This window comes from Pseudarthrobacter sp. N5, from assembly GCF_050157035.1.
Classification (GTDB): Bacteria; Actinomycetota; Actinomycetes; order Actinomycetales; family Micrococcaceae; genus Arthrobacter.
Genome location: NZ_CP189593.1, coordinates 896,959 through 914,292, shown reverse-complemented (window position 1 = coordinate 914,292; position 17,334 = coordinate 896,959). Strand labels below are relative to the sequence as shown.

General features: G+C 65.9%; 13 protein-coding genes. 6 read left to right on the top strand and 7 right to left on the bottom strand.

Annotated elements, in window-relative coordinates:
• Positions 1–279: 279 nt before the first annotated feature.
• On the top strand, positions 280–5,373 hold the full coding sequence (locus ACQCST_RS04605; protein ID WP_426998157.1) for an Lhr family helicase: 5,094 nt from the start codon (positions 280–282) through the stop codon (positions 5,371–5,373).
• A 24-nt stretch (positions 5,374–5,397) separates the two neighbouring features.
• Positions 5,398–6,279 (top strand): DNA-formamidopyrimidine glycosylase family protein, encoded by an 882-nt coding sequence (locus ACQCST_RS04600; RefSeq protein ID WP_426998156.1) that lies wholly within the window; start codon positions 5,398–5,400, stop codon positions 6,277–6,279.
• Between the two features lie 95 nt (positions 6,280–6,374).
• Here the strand turns inward: ACQCST_RS04600 and ACQCST_RS04595 are convergent, their stop codons facing one another.
• Positions 6,375–7,004, bottom strand: coding sequence for a YczE/YyaS/YitT family protein (locus ACQCST_RS04595; protein ID WP_426998155.1), 630 nt, complete (start codon positions 7,002–7,004; stop codon positions 6,375–6,377).
• Positions 7,005–7,065: 61 nt separating this feature from the next.
• On the opposite strand from ACQCST_RS04595, the gene ACQCST_RS04590 reads away from it, so the two are divergent.
• On the top strand, positions 7,066–8,556 hold the full coding sequence (locus ACQCST_RS04590; protein WP_426998154.1) for a PLP-dependent aminotransferase family protein: 1,491 nt from the start codon (positions 7,066–7,068) through the stop codon (positions 8,554–8,556).
• A 120-nt stretch (positions 8,557–8,676) separates the two neighbouring features.
• Here ACQCST_RS04590 and ACQCST_RS04585 read toward each other — a convergent pair whose 3' ends face one another.
• Both ACQCST_RS04585 and ACQCST_RS04580 read right to left on the bottom strand, forming a co-directional pair.
• Positions 8,677–9,369, bottom strand: coding sequence for an SRPBCC family protein (locus ACQCST_RS04585; RefSeq protein ID WP_426998153.1), 693 nt, complete (start codon positions 9,367–9,369; stop codon positions 8,677–8,679).
• Positions 9,362–10,033, bottom strand: a complete 672-nt coding sequence (locus ACQCST_RS04580) for a helix-turn-helix domain-containing protein (RefSeq protein ID WP_426998152.1) — start codon at positions 10,031–10,033, stop codon at positions 9,362–9,364. Before ACQCST_RS04580 ends, ACQCST_RS04585 begins: the two co-directional genes overlap by 8 nt.
• Before the next feature lie 149 nt (positions 10,034–10,182).
• Here ACQCST_RS04580 and ACQCST_RS04575 point away from each other — a divergent pair, with 149 nt between their 5' ends.
• Positions 10,183–11,142 carry an RluA family pseudouridine synthase gene (locus ACQCST_RS04575; protein ID WP_426999074.1) on the top strand — a complete coding sequence of 320 codons (960 nt, stop codon included), beginning with the start codon at positions 10,183–10,185 and terminating at the stop codon, positions 11,140–11,142.
• 6 nt (positions 11,143–11,148) lie between these two features.
• On the opposite strand, the gene ACQCST_RS04570 is transcribed toward ACQCST_RS04575, so the two are convergent.
• Positions 11,149–11,670, bottom strand: coding sequence for an O-acetyl-ADP-ribose deacetylase (locus ACQCST_RS04570; protein ID WP_426998151.1), 522 nt, complete (start codon positions 11,668–11,670; stop codon positions 11,149–11,151).
• Between the two features lie 87 nt (positions 11,671–11,757).
• On the opposite strand from ACQCST_RS04570, the gene ACQCST_RS04565 reads away from it, so the two are divergent.
• Both ACQCST_RS04565 and ACQCST_RS04560 read left to right on the top strand, forming a co-directional pair.
• Positions 11,758–12,432 carry a hypothetical protein gene (locus tag ACQCST_RS04565; RefSeq protein ID WP_426998150.1) on the top strand — a complete coding sequence of 225 codons (675 nt, stop codon included), beginning with the start codon at positions 11,758–11,760 and terminating at the stop codon, positions 12,430–12,432.
• A gap of 48 nt (positions 12,433–12,480) precedes the next feature.
• A complete protein-coding gene (locus tag ACQCST_RS04560; protein WP_426998149.1) occupies positions 12,481–13,101 on the top strand; it encodes a DedA family protein in 621 nt (206 codons plus the stop codon).
• 4 nt (positions 13,102–13,105) lie between these two features.
• On the opposite strand, the gene ACQCST_RS04555 is transcribed toward ACQCST_RS04560, so the two are convergent.
• The 3 genes from ACQCST_RS04555 to ACQCST_RS04545 form a co-directional block, all read right to left on the bottom strand.
• Positions 13,106–13,411 (bottom strand): hypothetical protein, encoded by a 306-nt coding sequence (locus ACQCST_RS04555; RefSeq protein ID WP_426998148.1) that lies wholly within the window; start codon positions 13,409–13,411, stop codon positions 13,106–13,108.
• A gap of 31 nt (positions 13,412–13,442) precedes the next feature.
• Positions 13,443–16,277 carry a phosphoenolpyruvate carboxylase gene (gene ppc, locus ACQCST_RS04550; protein ID WP_426998147.1) on the bottom strand — a complete coding sequence of 945 codons (2,835 nt, stop codon included), beginning with the start codon at positions 16,275–16,277 and terminating at the stop codon, positions 13,443–13,445.
• A gap of 177 nt (positions 16,278–16,454) precedes the next feature.
• Positions 16,455–17,285 carry a hypothetical protein gene (locus ACQCST_RS04545; RefSeq protein ID WP_426998146.1) on the bottom strand — a complete coding sequence of 277 codons (831 nt, stop codon included), beginning with the start codon at positions 17,283–17,285 and terminating at the stop codon, positions 16,455–16,457.
• Between the last annotated feature and the right edge of the window lie 49 nt (positions 17,286–17,334).

Sequence of the window (17,334 nt, the reverse complement as noted above, 5' to 3'; positions counted from 1 at the left end):
GCCTGGGGTCAGTAAATAATCGATCCGGGCAGTATCCGGGCCTGTTCCCGCAAGGATGACTTCCTGCCCGGCAGCCGCTACGACACGGTTGTGGCGGGTGCCGGCCTCATCCGGACGCCGGCACCCCGCCTGTCGAGGGCGAAGGCACCGTGGACTTCCGCAGTAGCAAACAAGTGGCAAGGTTCTGGCGGTAGCAGGCCTGCCGCTAGCAGGCCTGTCGGTAGCAGGGGCCGGCGGGGTGACGGCCTCAGTGTCAGGGGTGTAGGGCATGATGGAGGAATGCAGGGGCAGGAGCTCGACGCCGGGGATTCCGGCGCACCTTCAGGGGACACCATGGACAGGTTCAGCCGGGCCACCAGGGACTGGTTCCTGGGCGTATTTTCCGCGCCCACTCCCGCGCAGACCGGCGCCTGGAGCGCGATTTCGTCCGGCTCGCACGCCCTGGTGGTGGCACCCACAGGTTCCGGAAAAACCCTGGCCGCCTTCCTGTGGGCCCTGGACCGGCTGATGGCATCGGCTCCTGCTGAATTGGAGGAACAGCCCGGGCTGGATGCGGCCACTGTGGGGAAACGGGGTACTTCAGCACGGGGCAGGGCTCCCAGGCGGAAGACCCGCGTACTCTACATTTCGCCGCTCAAGGCGCTGGGCGTCGACGTCGAACGTAACCTCCGTGCCCCACTGGTCGGCATCACGCAGACGGCCAAGCGGCTGGCTTTGCCGGCCCCGCTCATCACCGTGGGCGTCAGGTCCGGGGACACCACAACGGCGGACCGCCGCGCGCTGCTCAGCCACCCGCCGGACATCCTCATCACCACACCCGAGTCACTGTTCCTGATGCTGACCTCCAAGGCACGCGAGACGCTGAGCGAGGTGGACACCATCATCGTGGACGAGGTCCACGCCGTGGCGGGCACCAAACGCGGCGCGCATCTGGCGGTCTCGCTGGAGCGCCTGGACGCCCTGCTGGCCAGGCCCGCCCAGAGGATCGGCCTGTCCGCCACGGTTGAGCCCAAGGAGCTGGTGGCACAGTTCCTTGCGGGCTCGGCGCCGGTGGAAATTGTAGCGCCGCCCTCGCGCAAGAACTGGGATCTGACGGTGTCCGTCCCCGTGGAGGACATGTCGGATCTCGCTCGTGCGGCTGGCGCTTTCGATTCCGGTCCCGCATCCGGGTTGCAGCCTCAGGCCTCGATCTGGCCGCATGTTGAGGAGAAGATCGTGGACCTGGTGCTGGCCAACCAGTCCACCATCGTGTTTGCGAATTCACGGCGGCTGGCTGAGCGGCTGACGGCCCGGCTGAACGAGATCTACGCTGAGCGGCAACTGGTGGCGGTGGGAGGGGACTGGGGTGGCGCGGCGGCTGGATCAGTCGCTGCTGTGTCCACCGCGCCGGTGTCCACAGCGACGCCCGCACACATGATGGCTCAGGCAGGCAGCACCGCCGGAGCGGATCCGCTGCTCGCCAGGGCGCACCACGGCTCCGTGTCCAAGGACCAGCGTGCGCTCATTGAGGACGATCTGAAGTCAGGGCGTCTGCGCTGCGTAGTGGCAACATCGTCATTGGAACTCGGAATTGACATGGGCGCCGTCGACCTCGTGGTGCAGGTTGAGTCCCCGCCATCAGTGGCCAGCGGCCTGCAGCGGGTGGGCCGCGCCGGGCACCAGGTTGGCGAGATTTCCCAGGGTGTGCTGTTCCCGAAACACCGGGCAGATCTGGTGCACACCGCCATCACGGTGGAACGGATGCTGGGCGGCAAAATCGAACGCCTCAGTGTCCCCGCCAATCCGCTGGACATATTGGCGCAGCAGACCGTTGCCGCCGCAGCGCTGGGCAGCATCGATGTGGAGGAATGGTTCTCCACGGTCCGCCGGTCCGCCCCCTTTGCAAGCCTTCCCCGCTCCGCTTTCGAGGGCACCCTTGACCTGCTGGCCGGCCGCTACCCCTCCGACGAATTCGCAGAGCTCAGGCCCCGCATCATCTGGGACCGCAACGCCGGCACTATCGAAGGCCGTCCCGGGGCCCAGCGCCTCGCCGTGACATCCGGTGGCACTATCCCGGACCGCGGACTGTTCGGGGTGTACATCATCGGCACCGAGGTTGAAGGCTCCGGTGATTCCGGGAGTGCAGGCCCCGGCGGCAGGGCCACGAGCCCTGCCGCCGCGGCTGCCAAAGGCGGACGGCGTGTTGGCGAACTCGATGAAGAGATGGTCTACGAATCAAGGGTGGGTGACATTTTCGCGCTTGGCGCCACCAGCTGGAAGATCGAGGACATCACCCACGACCGCGTGCTGGTCACCCCCGCCTTCGGCCAGCCCGGCAAGCTCCCCTTCTGGAAAGGTGACTCGCTGGGGCGGCCCGTGGACCTGGGCCGTGCGCTTGGCGCGTTTGTGCGCGAACTGACAGCGTCCGACGTCGGGCCCGCCGCCGAACGATGCAAGGCCAGCGGCCTGGACGATTTCGCAGCGAACAACCTGCTCCAATATCTGCGCGAGCAAAAGCTCGCCACCGAGGTGGTTCCCAGTGACACCACCCTGGTGGTGGAGCGGTTCCACGACGAACTCGGTGACTGGCGCGTGATTCTGCACAGCCCCTTCGGCATGCCGGTTCATGCCCCTTGGGCGCTGGCCGTCGGGCAGCGGCTACAGCAGCGGTACGGGCTGGACGGCTCCGCCATGGCAGCCGACGACGGCATCGTACTTCGCGTGCCCATGATGGAGGACGAACCTCCCGGGGCGGAGCTGTTTCTTTTTGACCCCGAAGAACTCGAGCAGATCGTCACCGCGGAAGTGGGCGGCAGCGCCCTGTTCGCCTCCCGTTTCCGCGAATGCGCCGCCCGTGCCCTGTTGCTCCCGCGGCAAACTCCCGGGAAACGCCAGCCTCTGTGGCAGCAACGCCAGCGGTCCGCGCAATTGCTGGATGTCGCCCGGAAATACCCCACATTCCCCATCGTCCTGGAAACTGTCCGTGAATGTCTCCAGGACGTCTACGATCTCCCCGCGCTGAAAGACATTGCTGCCTCTGTTGAGCGGCGCGAACTGCGGATAGTGGAGACCACCACGCAGCAGCCGTCGCCGTTCGCCAAGTCCCTGCTGTTCGGATACGTGGCCCAGTTCCTTTACGAGGGCGACTCCCCGCTGGCCGAACGCCGGGCTGCTGCGCTGGCACTGGATTCCACCCTCCTTAATGAGCTGTTGGGGCGGGTGGAGCTGCGCGAGCTGCTGGATGCCCAGGTCATCGAAGCCACCGAGCTTGAGCTCCAGCGGCTGGCGCCGGACCGGCGCGTGCGGGGCCTCGAAGGAGTGGCAGACCTGTTGCGTCTCCTGGGGCCGCTGACCCCCGAGGAAGTGGCCGCGCGGCTTGAACCAGTGATTCAGGCCGCCGAGGCCGGCCCTGCTCCAGTGGTTGAGCCGGCCGAACCCCCTGGATCTCGACCAGCTCCGTCAACGGGTTCCGCCGATTCCTCCGCCGTCGCTCACCTGCTCGCGCTCCAGCGGGCCAACCGCGCCATCAGGGTAAACATCGGCGGCGTCGAACGTTTCGCGGCCGTGGAAGATGCCGCCCGGCTCCGCGACGCAATCGGCGTACCGCTGCCCATGGGGGTGCCGCTGGCATTCATCGAGCCGGTATCGGATCCGCTGGGCGATCTCGTGTCGCGCTATGCCCGCACCCACGGACCGTTCACCTCGACGGAAGCAGCGGCGAGGCTGGGACTGGGATCCGCCGTCGTCGGTACCGCACTGAAGAGGCTCGCCGCTGACGGACGCGTGGTGGAAGGCGAGTTCCGGCCCCACGTTGCCCCGCCTGCTCAAGAAAGTGACGCGGCACCTGAGGCTTCCACTCCGGACCCTGCTCCTGGCCCCGTTCCTGGCCCCGTTCCTGACCCGACTCCTCACCCGACTCCTCACACGCGGTCCAGCGAGTGGTGCGACTCCGAGGTCCTCCGCAAGCTCCGCCGGCGTTCACTGGCTGCGCTTCGCGCCGAAGTGGAGCCGGTGGACGCCTCGGCCTACGGGCGGTTCCTGCCCGCTTGGCAGAACGTGCGGACGCCGGGTTCAGGGCGCGGTCAGCCGGCGCTTCGCGGGCTGGACGGGATTCTCACGGCCATCGATCAGCTGTCCGGAGTGCCGGTGCCGGCGTCCGCCTGGGAACCGCTTGTCCTTTCCAGCCGGGTTGCCAACTACCAGCCGGCCATGCTGGATGAACTGATGGCCGCCGGTGAAATCCTCTGGTCCGGCGCCGGTGCCCTTCCTGGAAACGACGGCTGGGTCAGCCTGCACTTGGCCGAGTCTGCCGAGCTGACGCTGGCCCCGGCCCTTGACTACGTACCCGGCGATTCCCAGCAACGGCTACTGGACCACCTGCAGACCAACGGCGGCGGCTACTTCTTCCGGCAGCTGACGGACGTTGCCGGCGGCATGGACTCGGTCCTGAGCGACCAGGATGTGGTGTCCTCGCTCTGGGAGCTGGCGTGGGCCGGCCGGATTACGGGCGATACTTTCGCGCCCGTGCGTGCCCTGATCTCGGGCGGCCACACCGCGCACCGGCAGGTAGCCCGGGCTCCGCGGGCCCGGGCTCCCCGGATGAGCAGGCTGGGGCGATCGCACGGGACCGGGCTGATGGGGCCACCTGGCCTGACGGGTTCTGCCGGGCTGACGGGCGGCCGGTACGGCTCCGTCACCGGATCCGCGCCCACTCCCCCGATGGCGGCAGGGCGATGGTCGGCACTGCCCTCCCCCGAGCTGGATCCCACCATCCATGCCCGTTCCACCGCCGAGCTTCTGCTGGACAGATACGGCGTGGTAACTCGGGGCTCGGTGATGGCGGAGAACATCCTGGGCGGCTTCGGGCTGATGTACAAAGTGCTGGCCCGGCTGGAAGAGGCCGGCCGCTGCCGTCGCGGCTACTTCATTGAACATCTTGGCGCGGCGCAGTTTGCCGTTCCCGCCACGGTTGACCGGTTGCGCTCCTATTCAGAGGACACCCAGCTCACCCGGCCGGATCCAGTTGCGCTGGCCCTCGCCGCCACGGATCCCGCCAATCCCTACGGTGCCGCACTGCCCTGGCCGGCAGTGAATGCCGATGCTGGCAGCGGTCACCGTCCGGGGCGGAAGGCAGGCGCGCTGGTGGTGATGGTCGACGGCGCACTGGTACTTTACGTGGAACGCGGCGGCAAGACGCTGCTGGTCTTCAGCGACGACTCCGCAGGCCTTGCAGCTGCCGCGGCCGCACTGGTGGATGTGGTCACTCGCGGCGCCGTAGACAAGCTCATCATGGAAAAAGTGAACGGCCACGGAATCCTGGACACCCCCGCCGCTGCCGCGCTGCTGCATGCCGGCGCCTACTCGACTCCGAAGGGGCTGCGGATCCGTGCCTGAGGTTCAGAGTGCCTGAGGTTCAGAGTGCCTGAGGGCGATTCGGTCTTCCGTGCAGCCGCGCAGCTGCAGGGAGCTTTGGCCGGTCAGGTGCTGACGGCCTCGGATTTCCGTGTTCCCCGCTTCGCCACCGTCGATCTGGCCGGCTGGACCATGGACGAAGTTGTGCCGAGGGGCAAGCACCTGCTGATGCGTCTGCATGGCCCAGCAGACGAGCGGCTCACCATCCATTCACACCTCAAGATGGAGGGCAGCTGGCAGCTCTACCCGCCGGGGGGCCGTTGGCGAAAACCGGGCTTCACCGCCCGGTGTGTGCTGCGCACGCCGGTGACGGACGCCGTCGGCTTCTCGCTGGGACTGTTGGAAGTCATCAGGACTGCGGACGAGCCCACCGCGGTGGGGCACCTTGGCCCGGATCTGCTGGGGCCCGACTGGGATCCTGCAGAGGCCGAACGCCGGGTGATGTCCGGGCCGGACGTTCCGATCGGCATGGCACTGCTGGACCAACGGAATCTGGCGGGAATCGGCAACATCTACCGCTGCGAGGTGTGTTTCCTGGCGGGTGTCCACCCAAGGTCTCCGGTGTCTGCACTGACGGAATCGCCAGGCGGTGCTGATCTGCGGGCCATGTTCGTGGCCGCCAAACAATTACTCGAAGCCAATCTGGGCCCGGGGCGCCGAATCACCGTCCTTGATTCCCGGGGCCTGCCGCTTGGCCGGATTGCCCAAGGGCCGGGTAGTGCTCCAACCCATTGGGTCTACGGCCGCGAACACCAGCCCTGCCTGCGGTGCAAAACCCCCATCCGCCGCGGCGTCTTGGGGAAACCGGCTGGCTCCGGCGGCGGAAGCGGCATCACCGAGGAGCGGGACATCTACTTCTGCCCGACGTGCCAGCCGCTCGATTCATGACGCGCTCATTGTCTAGCGACTCGCAATTTCCCGGGCGACACCGGAATTCCAGCGTCGCGAGGGAATCTGCGCGTCGTCAGGCAGGAACCGCATCGTCAGGCGGGAGCCGAGGCGTCGTCCCGGATTGGTGTTGCGTCCCGGCGGCCGGCCTCGGGCACCATGAATCTTGGAAGCAGCACCTGCACCAGCGGACCGATCGCCAGTGCGTAAACCACCGTTCCCACTCCCACTGAGCCGCCCAGCAGCCAGCCCACTCCCAGTACCACCACTTCGATCAGGGTCCGCGAGATCCGCACAGACCAGCCGGTCCGCCTGGCCAAGCCGGTCATGAGGCCATCACGGGCGCCGGGCCCAAAACGCGCACCGATGTAGCAGGCGGATGCGATGCCGTTGAGCACCACTGCACCGGTCAGCATCGAAATCTGTCCGCCGAGATGCGAGAATTCCGGGATCAGCGCCAAGCCGACGTCGGCAAAGACCCCCACCAGCACCGCGTTGCACACCGTGCCGAAGCCTGGCCATTGCCGCAGGGGAATCCAGAGAAGCAGCACCAGAAAGCTGACGGCAATTACCACAACGCCGATGCTCAGCCCGGTTTTTCCGGACAGGCCCTGATGGAACACGTCCCAGGGATCGAGGCCAAGGCCAGCACGGATGAACATGGCCAGTGAGATGCCATACATGGCCAGGCCGGTAAACAGTTGGACGAGTCTGCGGGTCTTCATGCAACCCATCCTGACGGACAACTGGCCTTGCATTCCATAGCCAGTTTGAGATACTGGCTACATGTCCGGATCCCTGAATCCCACTGCCCTGGCCCGTCTCCTGGGCCAATGGAACCACGGTGCCGCGCCCGCCTACCGCGAGATGGCCGACGTCGTGCGTCTCCTTATCCTCGACGGGCGCGTGCCGCTGGACACCGCGCTGCCGAGCGAGCGGACGCTATCGGAAACACTGGGCGTCAGCCGCACAACCGTCACAGCCGCCTATGCACACCTCCGTGGGCAGGGATTCCTGAGCAGCGGCCAAGGAACCCGCGGACGGACGTGCCTGCCAAACGCGGCCAGCAGCGCCGGAAGGACCAGCGCCCCCGGGCTCGCAGCACCGGACGGCGTCATCGACCTCGCCTACGCATCGCTGCCTGCAAGCGGCGAAGTAGTGCACCGCGCATTTGCGTCAGCGCTCACTGAACTGCCTGCCCTGCTGCCCGGATTCGGCTACGACGTGCTGGGTGTGCCCGCCCTCCGCGAAGCCATAGCCGCCCGGTACACGGCCGCCGGCGTAGCAACGACGGCGGCCCAGATCCTGGTGACATCCGGTGCGCAGCATGCGCTGAACATCGTCTTGCGGACGCTGGCCGGCCGCACGCATACAGCAAAGGCGGACAAGGTGTTGGTGGATCACCCCACGTACCCGAATGCTCTCGATGCGATCCGCGCCAATGGCTGCCGGCCCGTCCCGGTAGCACTCTTGCCTGCACCGGAAAGAGGGGTGCCGGGATCCGGCTGGGACATGGACGCCATCGAGTCCACACTGATGCAGCAGCGCCCCAAAATGGCCTATGTGGTGCCCGATTTCCACAACCCCACCGGCCGGCTGATGCCGGATGTCCATCGCCGCCGCCTTGTCCGTGCAGCTGCTGCTTCCGGCACCGTGCTGGTAGCCGATGAAACCCTGCGGGAATTAAACCTCGACGGCGGCGCCTCGGCTCCGCTGGCAGCCTTCAGCCCCGCGGTTGTATCGATCGGCTCGCTCAGCAAGTCTCATTGGGCGGGGCTGCGCACCGGTTGGATCCGGGCCGGCGAGGGCCTCGTCCAACGGTTCGCCGCCACACGCACCACCATGGATCTGGGCGGGCCCGTGGTCGAGCAGCTCGCGGCAGCGCACCTGGTCCGCGGCCTCACGGAACCGCTGCCCGCTAGGCTCGCCGCGCTCCGGGAGAACCGTTCCGCCCTGCTTGAACTGCTCTGCGCCCACCTTCCGCAGTGGCAGGCCGAAAGACCCAGTGGCGGACTGACCGTATGGTGCCGGCTGCCCGAACCCTGCAGCACAGCCTTGACAGTGATCGCGCCCGACTTCGGTATCCGGTTGGCCGCCGGCCCACGGTTTGGAGTGGGCGGTGCCTTTGAACACTATCTGCGGGTGCCGTACACCCTGCCACCGGACCAGCTTGAGACCGCAGTATTGGCGCTGCGTTCGGCCCAGGTCCGGCTGGACGGTGCACCTCAGCTGCGGCGAACCCTTAGGGCAGAGTCCACCGCCGCAGCCATTGCGTAGCGATGCGCAAATTGCCTAGCGATGCGCAAACTGCCTGTCGACACCTGAATTCGGGTGTCGACAGGCAGCTTGCGCGTCCAGGGGAACTTTGGGCGTCCTAGCGAACTTTCCGCGCAGCCCTCAGGCGTAGACCTTTTCAAAGAAGCCGCTCCAGGCCGTGGCGGCTGCCTCCGAGTCGCCGCTGCCGCTGAAGTCGTGGACCGTCATGCCCACCGGCGCCCCGAAGGAGTTGCGGCCAAAGAACCGGTACATTGCATCCGCGGTCCTGAGGCCAAGGAAATGCTCATTCGAGAAGTCCACTTCGCCGGACAGCCGGCCAACGCCGTCGAGCTCCAACTGGACGGCGTCCCCCTGTGCTGCGGAATCTACGCCGAGTGCCTTCTTGAGCTGAACAAAGCCGTCCGGCGTCTGCGAGGCCGCCGGAGCCTGGATGTCGGTGAAAACTACCGCTTGGCCGTCGAAATACTGAAGGTACTGGCCCAGGGTGTGGAGGTAGAACGCAGTGTGCTTGCTGGCGCCGTCGTACTGTTGATCCCAGTTGTCCGCAAAGATGCCGCTGTGCACGTAGTGGAGCTTCGCCCGGCCGCCGTTCAGCGGTTCAACTACACGCTCCAGCTGGTTGAACCAGCCGTCCGGGCCATCCATCCGGGAGACAAGGTGGCTGGGGTATTCCTCCACGGTCTTCACATCCGGCCATTGGTCTGTCGGGAACATCCAGGCAGGCGTGTCCTTGGTGACGGCCTGCCAGACCCGCTCAGGCGTGGCGGGCAGATCTGTATCGGCAACAATTTCGAATTCGCGGTTGTCAGTCATGGTCCTGCTCCTCTTTCCGGGTAGTTACGGGGGTTGTGATTGGTTTGAGAGTGGGGTGGAGGGCGACGACGATCCGATGCTTCCGCCCGGCAGCCGCCGGCACAGCCCTGTCTGCAGAGCCGTTGCCAGCGGAGGATGATGCCCCGCCGTCGTGATATTTGTCCACCAGCCGGGTGACCGCAACTCCGAGTTCCTCGGCGAAAGCGGCCCTGTCAGCTGCGGAGCGGAAGGTGATCTCGCCGTCGATTGCGAAGGTGGCGAGTTTCTGTTTGGCAGCAGCCGCTCCGGCGATCAGCTTGCCCACTTCCTGCACCATGCGCCCGGCGAGCGCCAGCAGCCAGAAGGCGGAAAAGCGGTCCGAGAAGCGGTGCGGGTCCGGGGCCACGGACGCAAGGGCAACAGGGGAAATCAGGTACGACGCCGCCGTGGCCTGCAGCACCCGCTCGGTGACATTGCCCTTGCGGCGTTCCTCCACCAACTGCACCAGGCCATGGCGTTCAAGGGCCTTCAGGTGATAGTTGACCTTTTGCCGGGGCAGGCCCACCTTGGCCGCAAGCTGGGTTGCCGAACCGGGCCGAACCAGCTCCTGGAGGATGCGCGTGCGGATCGGGTCCAGCGACGCTTCCGCCGCGGCCGGATCCTCAATCACTTCGATGTCCAACATGCTTCCATCATGCCAACCGACGATTTTAATTGTCAAGAACTTTTTTTTCGTCGGTGGGCGATTCGATGGTTCCCTGCCCAGTCGATGGCGCCCAGCATCGTCTCAGCGGGGAACCATCGAATCGGCGCGCAAAGTAGAATGGACCGGTGATGCAATCCCCCCTCCCCGTGCGCGACGGCGTGAACGCGACCCGCCTGCGCCTTCCCGACGAGGGGCCGTGGGTCACCGCAATGGACTACATGATGCACCGCTGGGGCCACATCGACCCCCGGGGCATCGAGGACCGCTTCGACGCCGGCGAGATTGTGGGCGAGGGCGGCGTGCGGCTGGACCGGGCCACCCCGCTGGAGCACCACACCTTCATCTGGTACTACCGCAGCCTGCCTCCGGAGGTCCGGATTCCCGTTGAGCTGGACATCCTGCACCACGACGAGCACCTCCTGGTAGTGGACAAACCGCACTTCCTCCCCACTACCCCGGGCGGCACCTACATCCAGGAGTCGGCCCTGGTCCGGCTCAGGAACCAGCTCAATCTCCCGGATCTGATCCCTATGCACAGGCTGGACCGCATGACAGCCGGCATCCTGCTGCTCTCCACCAACCCGGCGACCCGCGGTAACTACCAGGTGCTGTTCGAGAAACGTCAGGTCCGGAAAGAGTACGAGTGCGTGGCCGCGGCCCGGCCTGCCGCCGGGTACCCCGCCGTCGGCTTTCCCGTGGTGGTGCGGAACCGGATGACCAAGTCCCGCAGCTATCTGCTGGCCGAAGTGATCGGCGGCGAGCCTAATGCGGAGACCCGTATTGAGCTGCTGAAAACGTTCGACGCCGGCGCTTCCGCTCACAGGACGTCCGACGGCGGCGCACCCCGCCGCGGGCTGTATCGCCTTGAGCCGCACTCGGGCAAAACGCACCAGCTCCGGGTACACATGGCGTCGCTGGGATTGGGGATAGTGAACGATTCCTTCTACCCCGAGCTGCTGGACAAAGCACCGGACGACTACTCCAAGCCGCTCCAGTTGCTGGCCCGCGGTATCAGCTTCGTGGATCCCATCACCAAGCTGCCAGTGGAGTACCGCAGCCGGCTTCAGCTCAGCGGAGCGCCGGATTAGCCCGGCCTAACCGTGCACTTCCCGGAAGATTCCGGCCGTCTCCTCGCTGAAGAGAACGAACTCCAACAACGTCAGGCCAGTCCTCGGCGAGGCGGCGGCATACCTGCGAACGGCGTCGAACGCCACTTCCGCAACGTCGCGGGCGTCCCAGCCGTAGGCGCCGGCGCTGATCGCGGGAAACGCCAGCGAGCGGGCACCCAGCCCCTCCGCCACACGCATGCTCTCGGTAAAGCAGGAGGCAAGCAGTGCCGGATCGGTTTCCCCAGCATGCACGTTGGGACCCACGGTATGTATCACCCAGCTCGCCGGGAGCTTGAACCCGGGTGTGGCCACTGCTTTTCCCACCGGAAGCCCGTCCGGCAAGGTGGTGGTTCGGAGGGTGCGGCAGGCCGCCAAAAGGCGGACTCCTGCAGCCCGGTGGATGGCCCCGTCCACCCCTTCACCGCCCAGCAATGTTGAGTTGGCCGCATTGACGATTGCGTCAACGTGCCGGGTGGTGATGTCTCCCTGAATGATTGCGATCCGCATCCAGCCAGTCTGCCACCGGAAACCTCTGGATGTCAGGCGGCGCCGGGGCTACCATTACGGCATCGACGGCTCTTGCCGCCTGGTGCAATGCGAAGCGAGGGCATCATGGACCAGCTCATCGAGATTCCAGGCGACCGCGCAACAGCCAAATTCGCCTACGCGGCGGCCGGGCTGGGGGTGGTTGGTGTCGCAACGCTTGGTCTGATGTACGCGATCGAAGTACCAAAGAACGGTCCATACGTGTTCGGAACCATCAACGATGCCACCGGGGGCCTCTTCAACCTGATAGTGATCCCTGTGATCATCCAAGTGCACCGCCGGCTGAACCGCACTCCGTTGTCCCAAGCCGGCCAATGGGTTGTTGTGGCGGCGTGCGCTGCAGGATCCGCCAGTTCCTTCCTGCTGGTCTTCAAGCAGCTTGATTTCGGGACGTCGACGGGCATTTCGGTGGGAGCGATCATCATTCAGGGCGTGTGGTTTCTGCTGGTTCACCGGAGGCTGCTGAAAACGGGCGGCTACCCTCAAGGCCTTGCCAGACTGGGCCGGTTCATCGGCGGCGCCATGCTGGTGGCTCTCCCCCTCGCCGGGGTTACGGTCGTGGAGCAGTCACCGGGATGGCTGCGCCGGGGCGTCGGCGGCGCAGGTGTGGCGCTGGGGGCTGCGGCCTGGCTCGCATGGCCGTACTGGTATTTCCTCGCCGGCCGGCACCTGAGCCATGCGCCGTCCGTGTCGGCTGCTCCCGCCTCGGTCCAGGAAGCCTGACACAGCCAGAGTCCGGCTTCGGAACACAAAGTGCGGTACTTTGTGCCCATGGACTTAAGCAACGCCGACACCTGGGGGGCGGCGATCTATTTCTGGATCATCCCGCTGGTGCTCGGCGACGCCGTTTTCCCACCCATCCCCTCCGAAATGGTGGTCATCACCGGCGGAGCCCTGTCCGCTGACGGCCGTGCCAACCTGTTCCTGGTGGGAGTTCTGGCCGCCCTCGCATCCTGGATCGGAGATGTGGTGGTTTTCCAGCTGTTCAAGCGCCGCCTCAGCCATGTGCTGGACCGCTGGCACTGGGGGCGCAAAGTACACCAGGGAATCCACCGCGCCATTGCCAGGGCCGGGCGTTCCTCCACCTACGGCACCATCATCGGAGCCCGGTTTGTACCCGGCGGCCGGCTGGCTACCTCCGCCGGGGCCGGCATAGCGGACGTCTCCGCGCGCGGCTTCAGCCTGTGTGCGGCCCTCGGCGCGGTCCTCTGGGCGACGTGGCTGGTGGGGCTCGGCTACTTCACCGGCTCGGCAACCAGGCTGCCCTTCTGGGCGAGCTCACTGATCGGCGTGGGCGTCGGGCTGGTGATCGGCGCCGTCGTCGGCATCATCGTCACGCGGAGGCGCGGAAACCGCTCCCCCGTGGATGAGCCTGGCAAGCCAGCGATCTAACTGGTCAGACGGGCGCCCAGCGTCCGCGGTTCCGGCGGAGCACTGACAGTGCCCCGGTCAGCGCAACACGCTCGACGGCGTCGCGCATCATCGCTGCCGATTCGCGCGCCTGGTGATTCTCACCGTTGTACTCGGTGGGTTCCACCAGGAACCGGAGGTTCAGCTGCGGCACGCCGCCGGCCAGGTCCAGCTGGTTCGATTCCACGTGGTGACGTGTCTCGAGTGCCTCAACGGCGGCAGCCATCACGGAATCAGGAGGGTTGCCCGGCTTGAGCCCGGTGATCTTGAGTCTGGTCTGGAACGACGGCATAAAACAACCCTAGCCTCAGAAAGCAGCGCCGCTACCCGGTGTTGCGCAGGCCGGCTGCCACGCCGTTGACGGTGATGAGCATGGCCCGCTGGAGCCGTTCGTCAATCTCAGCCCCGGAAATACTCTCCCCCGCCGCGGCTTCGGCCCGGACCCGGCGCAGCAGTTCAACCTGCAGGTAGCTGATCGGATCCAGGTACTGGTCACGGATCTCAAGCGAGCGCTTCAACTCCGGCTGGGCATCAAGCAGCACGTTTTCGCCGGTGAGGCGCTGAATCTCGGTGACCGTGAGCTCATACTCGGCACGGATGGCCCGGAACAGGTGGTGCAGTTCTTCAGGCACCAGCGTGTCGACGTAGTAGCCGGCGATGTCCAGGTCCGTCTTGGCCAACGTCATTTCCACATTGGACAGTACCGAGCGGAAGAAATGCCAGTTCTCCATCATCTCTGCGAGCTGGACGGCGTTTCCGGCCGCCCGTGCAGCCTTGAGCCCCGAGCCCACGCCGAACCAGCCGGGCACGATCTGACGCGACTGGGTCCAGCCGAATACCCACGGGATGGCACGGAGCCCGCCAAGGCCTGCACCGGAATCCGGGCGCTTGGACGGACGGGAGCCGATGTTCAGGGAGCCCAGCTGCTCCACCGGTGTGGAGGCCAGGAAGTACGCGGGGAGGTCCGGATCATCAATCAGTGTGCGGTAGCGCTCAAAGGCTGCGTCGGAGATGGTCTCCATCACGTGCCCGTAGCGCTCGCGCTGGTCTTCCGAGGTGCGCGGAGTCCGGTGCAAGGCGGAGCCCTGCATCACTGCAGCCAATGAGAGCTCCAGGTTTTCGCGGGCCAGCTCCGGCAGGGAGTACTTGTCCGAGATGACCTCGCCCTGCTCCGTGAACTTGATTTCGCCTTCCAACACACCGTTGGGCTGGGCCATGATGGCGTCGTAGGTGGGCCCGCCGCCGCGGCCAACAGAGCCGCCGCGGCCGTGGAAGAGGCGGACCCTGACGCCATGCTTCGCGGCGACGTCGCGCAGCTTCCGCTGGGTCTTGTGGATCTCCCATTGGCTGGTCATCACACCGGATTCCTTGTTGGAGTCCGAGTAGCCCAGCATGACCTCCTGCACGTCACCGCGCAGCCGGACAAGTTCCCGGTAGGACGGATCAGACAGGAGCTTGTCAACGATTTCCGCCGAAGCGCGCAGCTCCTCCACGGTTTCCAGGAGGGGCGCAAATCCGATCTTGGCATATGGCGCCTCGCCAAAGAGGTTCACCAGGCCGGCCTCGCGGGCCAGCACAGCAGCGGCCAGGACATCGTCGGCGCCCCGCGTCATGGAGATGATGTACGTCTCGATGACGTCGGGGCCATAGGTGCGCAGGGCGCGCCGGATCTCACGGAAGACGTCGTACGTGCCGTCAGCAACGCCGTCGAGCTTGATCGGGTGGCCGGACAACGGACGCCGGGATGCCAGCTCCGAGCCGAGCACCTCAAAGCGCTCGTCACGGCTGAGTTCCGCATACCGGATGCCCGGGCCGCCCAGACGGTCCATGAGCTGCCCGACGGCGTCATGGTGGTGATCTGCATGCTCGCGGATATCCAGCGTGGCCAGATGCAGGCCGAAGGAGGCGATGGCGCGGCGGACCCTGGCGAGAGCCCCGTCTGCTGCGAGCGCCGCCGAGTGGTTGCGGAGGGAGGATTCCAGCAGTTCCAGATCGGCATTGAGCTCGTCGGTGGCGGTATAGTCGCGGCCATGTTCGTGTGCCGATCCGGCCGTCACCCGCCTGGCGGTATTGATCAGTTTGGCCTTGATGCATGTCAGTTTCAGCCGGTATGGTTCCTGGGCGTTGAGCTCCAGAACGCGACGGTCAAGGCCTGGCAGCTTCTTGAGGTCCACATCGATTGAATCCAGCAATTCCTGGCCCGCCCCCGCAAGCGCGGTGGAATTGGAGAGGATGGAGATCAGTTCATCAATCATGGCGATGCTGATGCGCACCGCATGCTGGTTCTGGATCTGCAGGATCTCCCGCGTGACCGCCGCCGTGACATTGGGGTTACCATCACGGTCCCCGCCGATCCAGGATCCGAAGCTGATGGGGGCATTCTGTGAAGGCAGGGTGACGCCGTGTTCACCCAGCAGCTCGGACAGATTCGTGAGCATTTCCGGCATGGCGTCCGTCAGGATGCTGCTCAGGTAGTAGATGGCATTGCGGGCCTCATCCACAGGCGTGGGCCGGACCTGGCGGAGCTCGTCCGTCTGCCACATCTGGTCAATCACCTCGGACAGCTGGCGGTCCTGGCGGCGGCGGGCCGAGGTGCCTTCGGCGGTGGACTCGGCCAGCACATCGGAGAGTTTGCGGATCTTGTCCAGGACAGAGCGCCGCGAGGCCTCGGTGGGGTGCGCGGTGAAAATCGGGCGCACGTCCAGCTCATTGACCACTTCCTGGAGCACCGCTGGCCCTGCCTGGCCGGCGATATCGGCAACCGCCTTGGCCAGCCAGCCGTCCTTCTCCGGACGGGCGCGGAGGCCGCGGACCCGGTGCACCTGTTCGGCGGCGTTGACGAGGTGGAAGTAGAACGCGAACGCACGCACCAGATCCGTTGCCTGCTCAAGCGGCAGGGAGGCGAGCAGCTCGCGGACCTGGGCAACGACGTCGTGCGCGCTCCAGGGGCCGGTGGCATCCGCGCCGCCGCGCGCGGCTTCCTTGGATTCCTTGGTCAGCAGGCGCACCTGCTCCACGAGGGCCAGGAGCTCGGGGCCGTGCTGGCGGACCAGCGATTCACCGAGCAGGGTGGACACCCGGCGGACATCGGCCCGCAGCTCGCTGGCGAGGTCTGCGCCTTTGTTCTCTTTGCCGGAATTCATTGCAGTGGGAGCCATGGAAACTATCTTTCGAGGGTTCGGACTTGGCTCGTACACTGCATTGGATACTGTGAGCCGGATTACTTGTGTTCCTATGGGATGTTACCCGTTGGCGCTGCGGTCCGGGGAATCCGTCTCAGAAGAACACACCAAGATCTGACTCATCACTCGCATCGCCTGAGGCTGCACAGCCAACTACTTGTATTGACCCGGGTCGTTGGGGTCTTGATGTGTCGCATCGACCCGGCCGGACCGACGAACGGGCAGCGGAAGGGCCAGGGCCGTTCCCCAGATCACCATGGCCGTACCCCACAGCTGACTTCCCAGCGCCCCGGCACGGTCGGGCTCGTCAAGCATCGAGACGCCGATCAGCGTGGCCGACACGCTGACCGTCAGACGTAGCAGGGGCCGGCCAGGAGCCCACATCGCCATTGCCACGGCGCACATTGCCAGCGCCAATCCGGCTGCTCCTTGAACCGGCCAGTGTTCGATGCCCAACGTGATGTCGCCGTCAATGCGGGCCCGTGACATCCCCAGCGCGTGAAGGGCGTAAGGTATCCACATCACGAGACCGGCCCCGGCAAGAATCAGGTACGGCCAGTGCAGTGACCACGACCGCGGAAATCTGCCGGCCACCCCGGATGTCAGCCAGGCGAACAGCAGGGCCGAGCCGGCCACCGGCACGGCCACCCACAGCGGTCTCCCGTCAAGGCCCGCAAGGCTGCTGATCATCAACGCGAACGACGCGATGCCGAGCTGGACGATAGCTGGCCACGCCCGGTGAGGCATGAGCGCAATCCACACGAACGGGCCGGCGAGCAGGACCGTGAAGAAGCTCCCCCAACTGACTCCCAGCGGGACGTCCCATTCGGAAGCCGGTTGGTCCAGGTCGAGCAGTGCCACCATATCGATGAGCCCGAAGAACGGCACAGCTGCGAGAAATGCCATGACCCATGCAAGTGGCCTCACGGCCCGGATCCGGTACGAGACGGTCGGCCCGGGAACGGTATCAGCTGACTCGGCCATGATGCAAGGGTACTCCGGAATGAAATCGCTCCTGAGAATTCTCAGGAGC

What these genes read in the sequence shown, in the direction of transcription:
- ACQCST_RS04570 (WP_426998151.1), bottom strand. Translation starts at nt 11,670, where the DNA reads ATGCGGATCGCAATCATTCAGGGAGACATCACCACCCGGCACGTTGAC.
- ACQCST_RS04560 (WP_426998149.1), top strand. Translation starts at nt 12,481, where the DNA reads ATGGACTTAAGCAACGCCGACACCTGGGGGGCGGCGATCTATTTCTGG.
- ACQCST_RS04545 (WP_426998146.1), bottom strand. Translation starts at nt 17,285, where the DNA reads ATGGCCGAGTCAGCTGATACCGTTCCCGGGCCGACCGTCTCGTACCGG.
- ACQCST_RS04590 (WP_426998154.1), top strand. Translation starts at nt 7,066, where the DNA reads ATGTCCGGATCCCTGAATCCCACTGCCCTGGCCCGTCTCCTGGGCCAA.
- ACQCST_RS04580 (WP_426998152.1), bottom strand. Translation starts at nt 10,033, where the DNA reads ATGTTGGACATCGAAGTGATTGAGGATCCGGCCGCGGCGGAAGCGTCG.
- ACQCST_RS04585 (WP_426998153.1), bottom strand. Translation starts at nt 9,369, where the DNA reads ATGACTGACAACCGCGAATTCGAAATTGTTGCCGATACAGATCTGCCC.
- ACQCST_RS04575 (WP_426999074.1), top strand. Translation starts at nt 10,183, where the DNA reads ATGCAATCCCCCCTCCCCGTGCGCGACGGCGTGAACGCGACCCGCCTG.
- ppc (WP_426998147.1), bottom strand. Translation starts at nt 16,277, where the DNA reads ATGGCTCCCACTGCAATGAATTCCGGCAAAGAGAACAAAGGCGCAGAC.
- ACQCST_RS04605 (WP_426998157.1), top strand. Translation starts at nt 280, where the DNA reads ATGCAGGGGCAGGAGCTCGACGCCGGGGATTCCGGCGCACCTTCAGGG.
- ACQCST_RS04595 (WP_426998155.1), bottom strand. Translation starts at nt 7,004, where the DNA reads ATGAAGACCCGCAGACTCGTCCAACTGTTTACCGGCCTGGCCATGTAT.
- ACQCST_RS04565 (WP_426998150.1), top strand. Translation starts at nt 11,758, where the DNA reads ATGCGAAGCGAGGGCATCATGGACCAGCTCATCGAGATTCCAGGCGAC.
- ACQCST_RS04555 (WP_426998148.1), bottom strand. Translation starts at nt 13,411, where the DNA reads ATGCCGTCGTTCCAGACCAGACTCAAGATCACCGGGCTCAAGCCGGGC.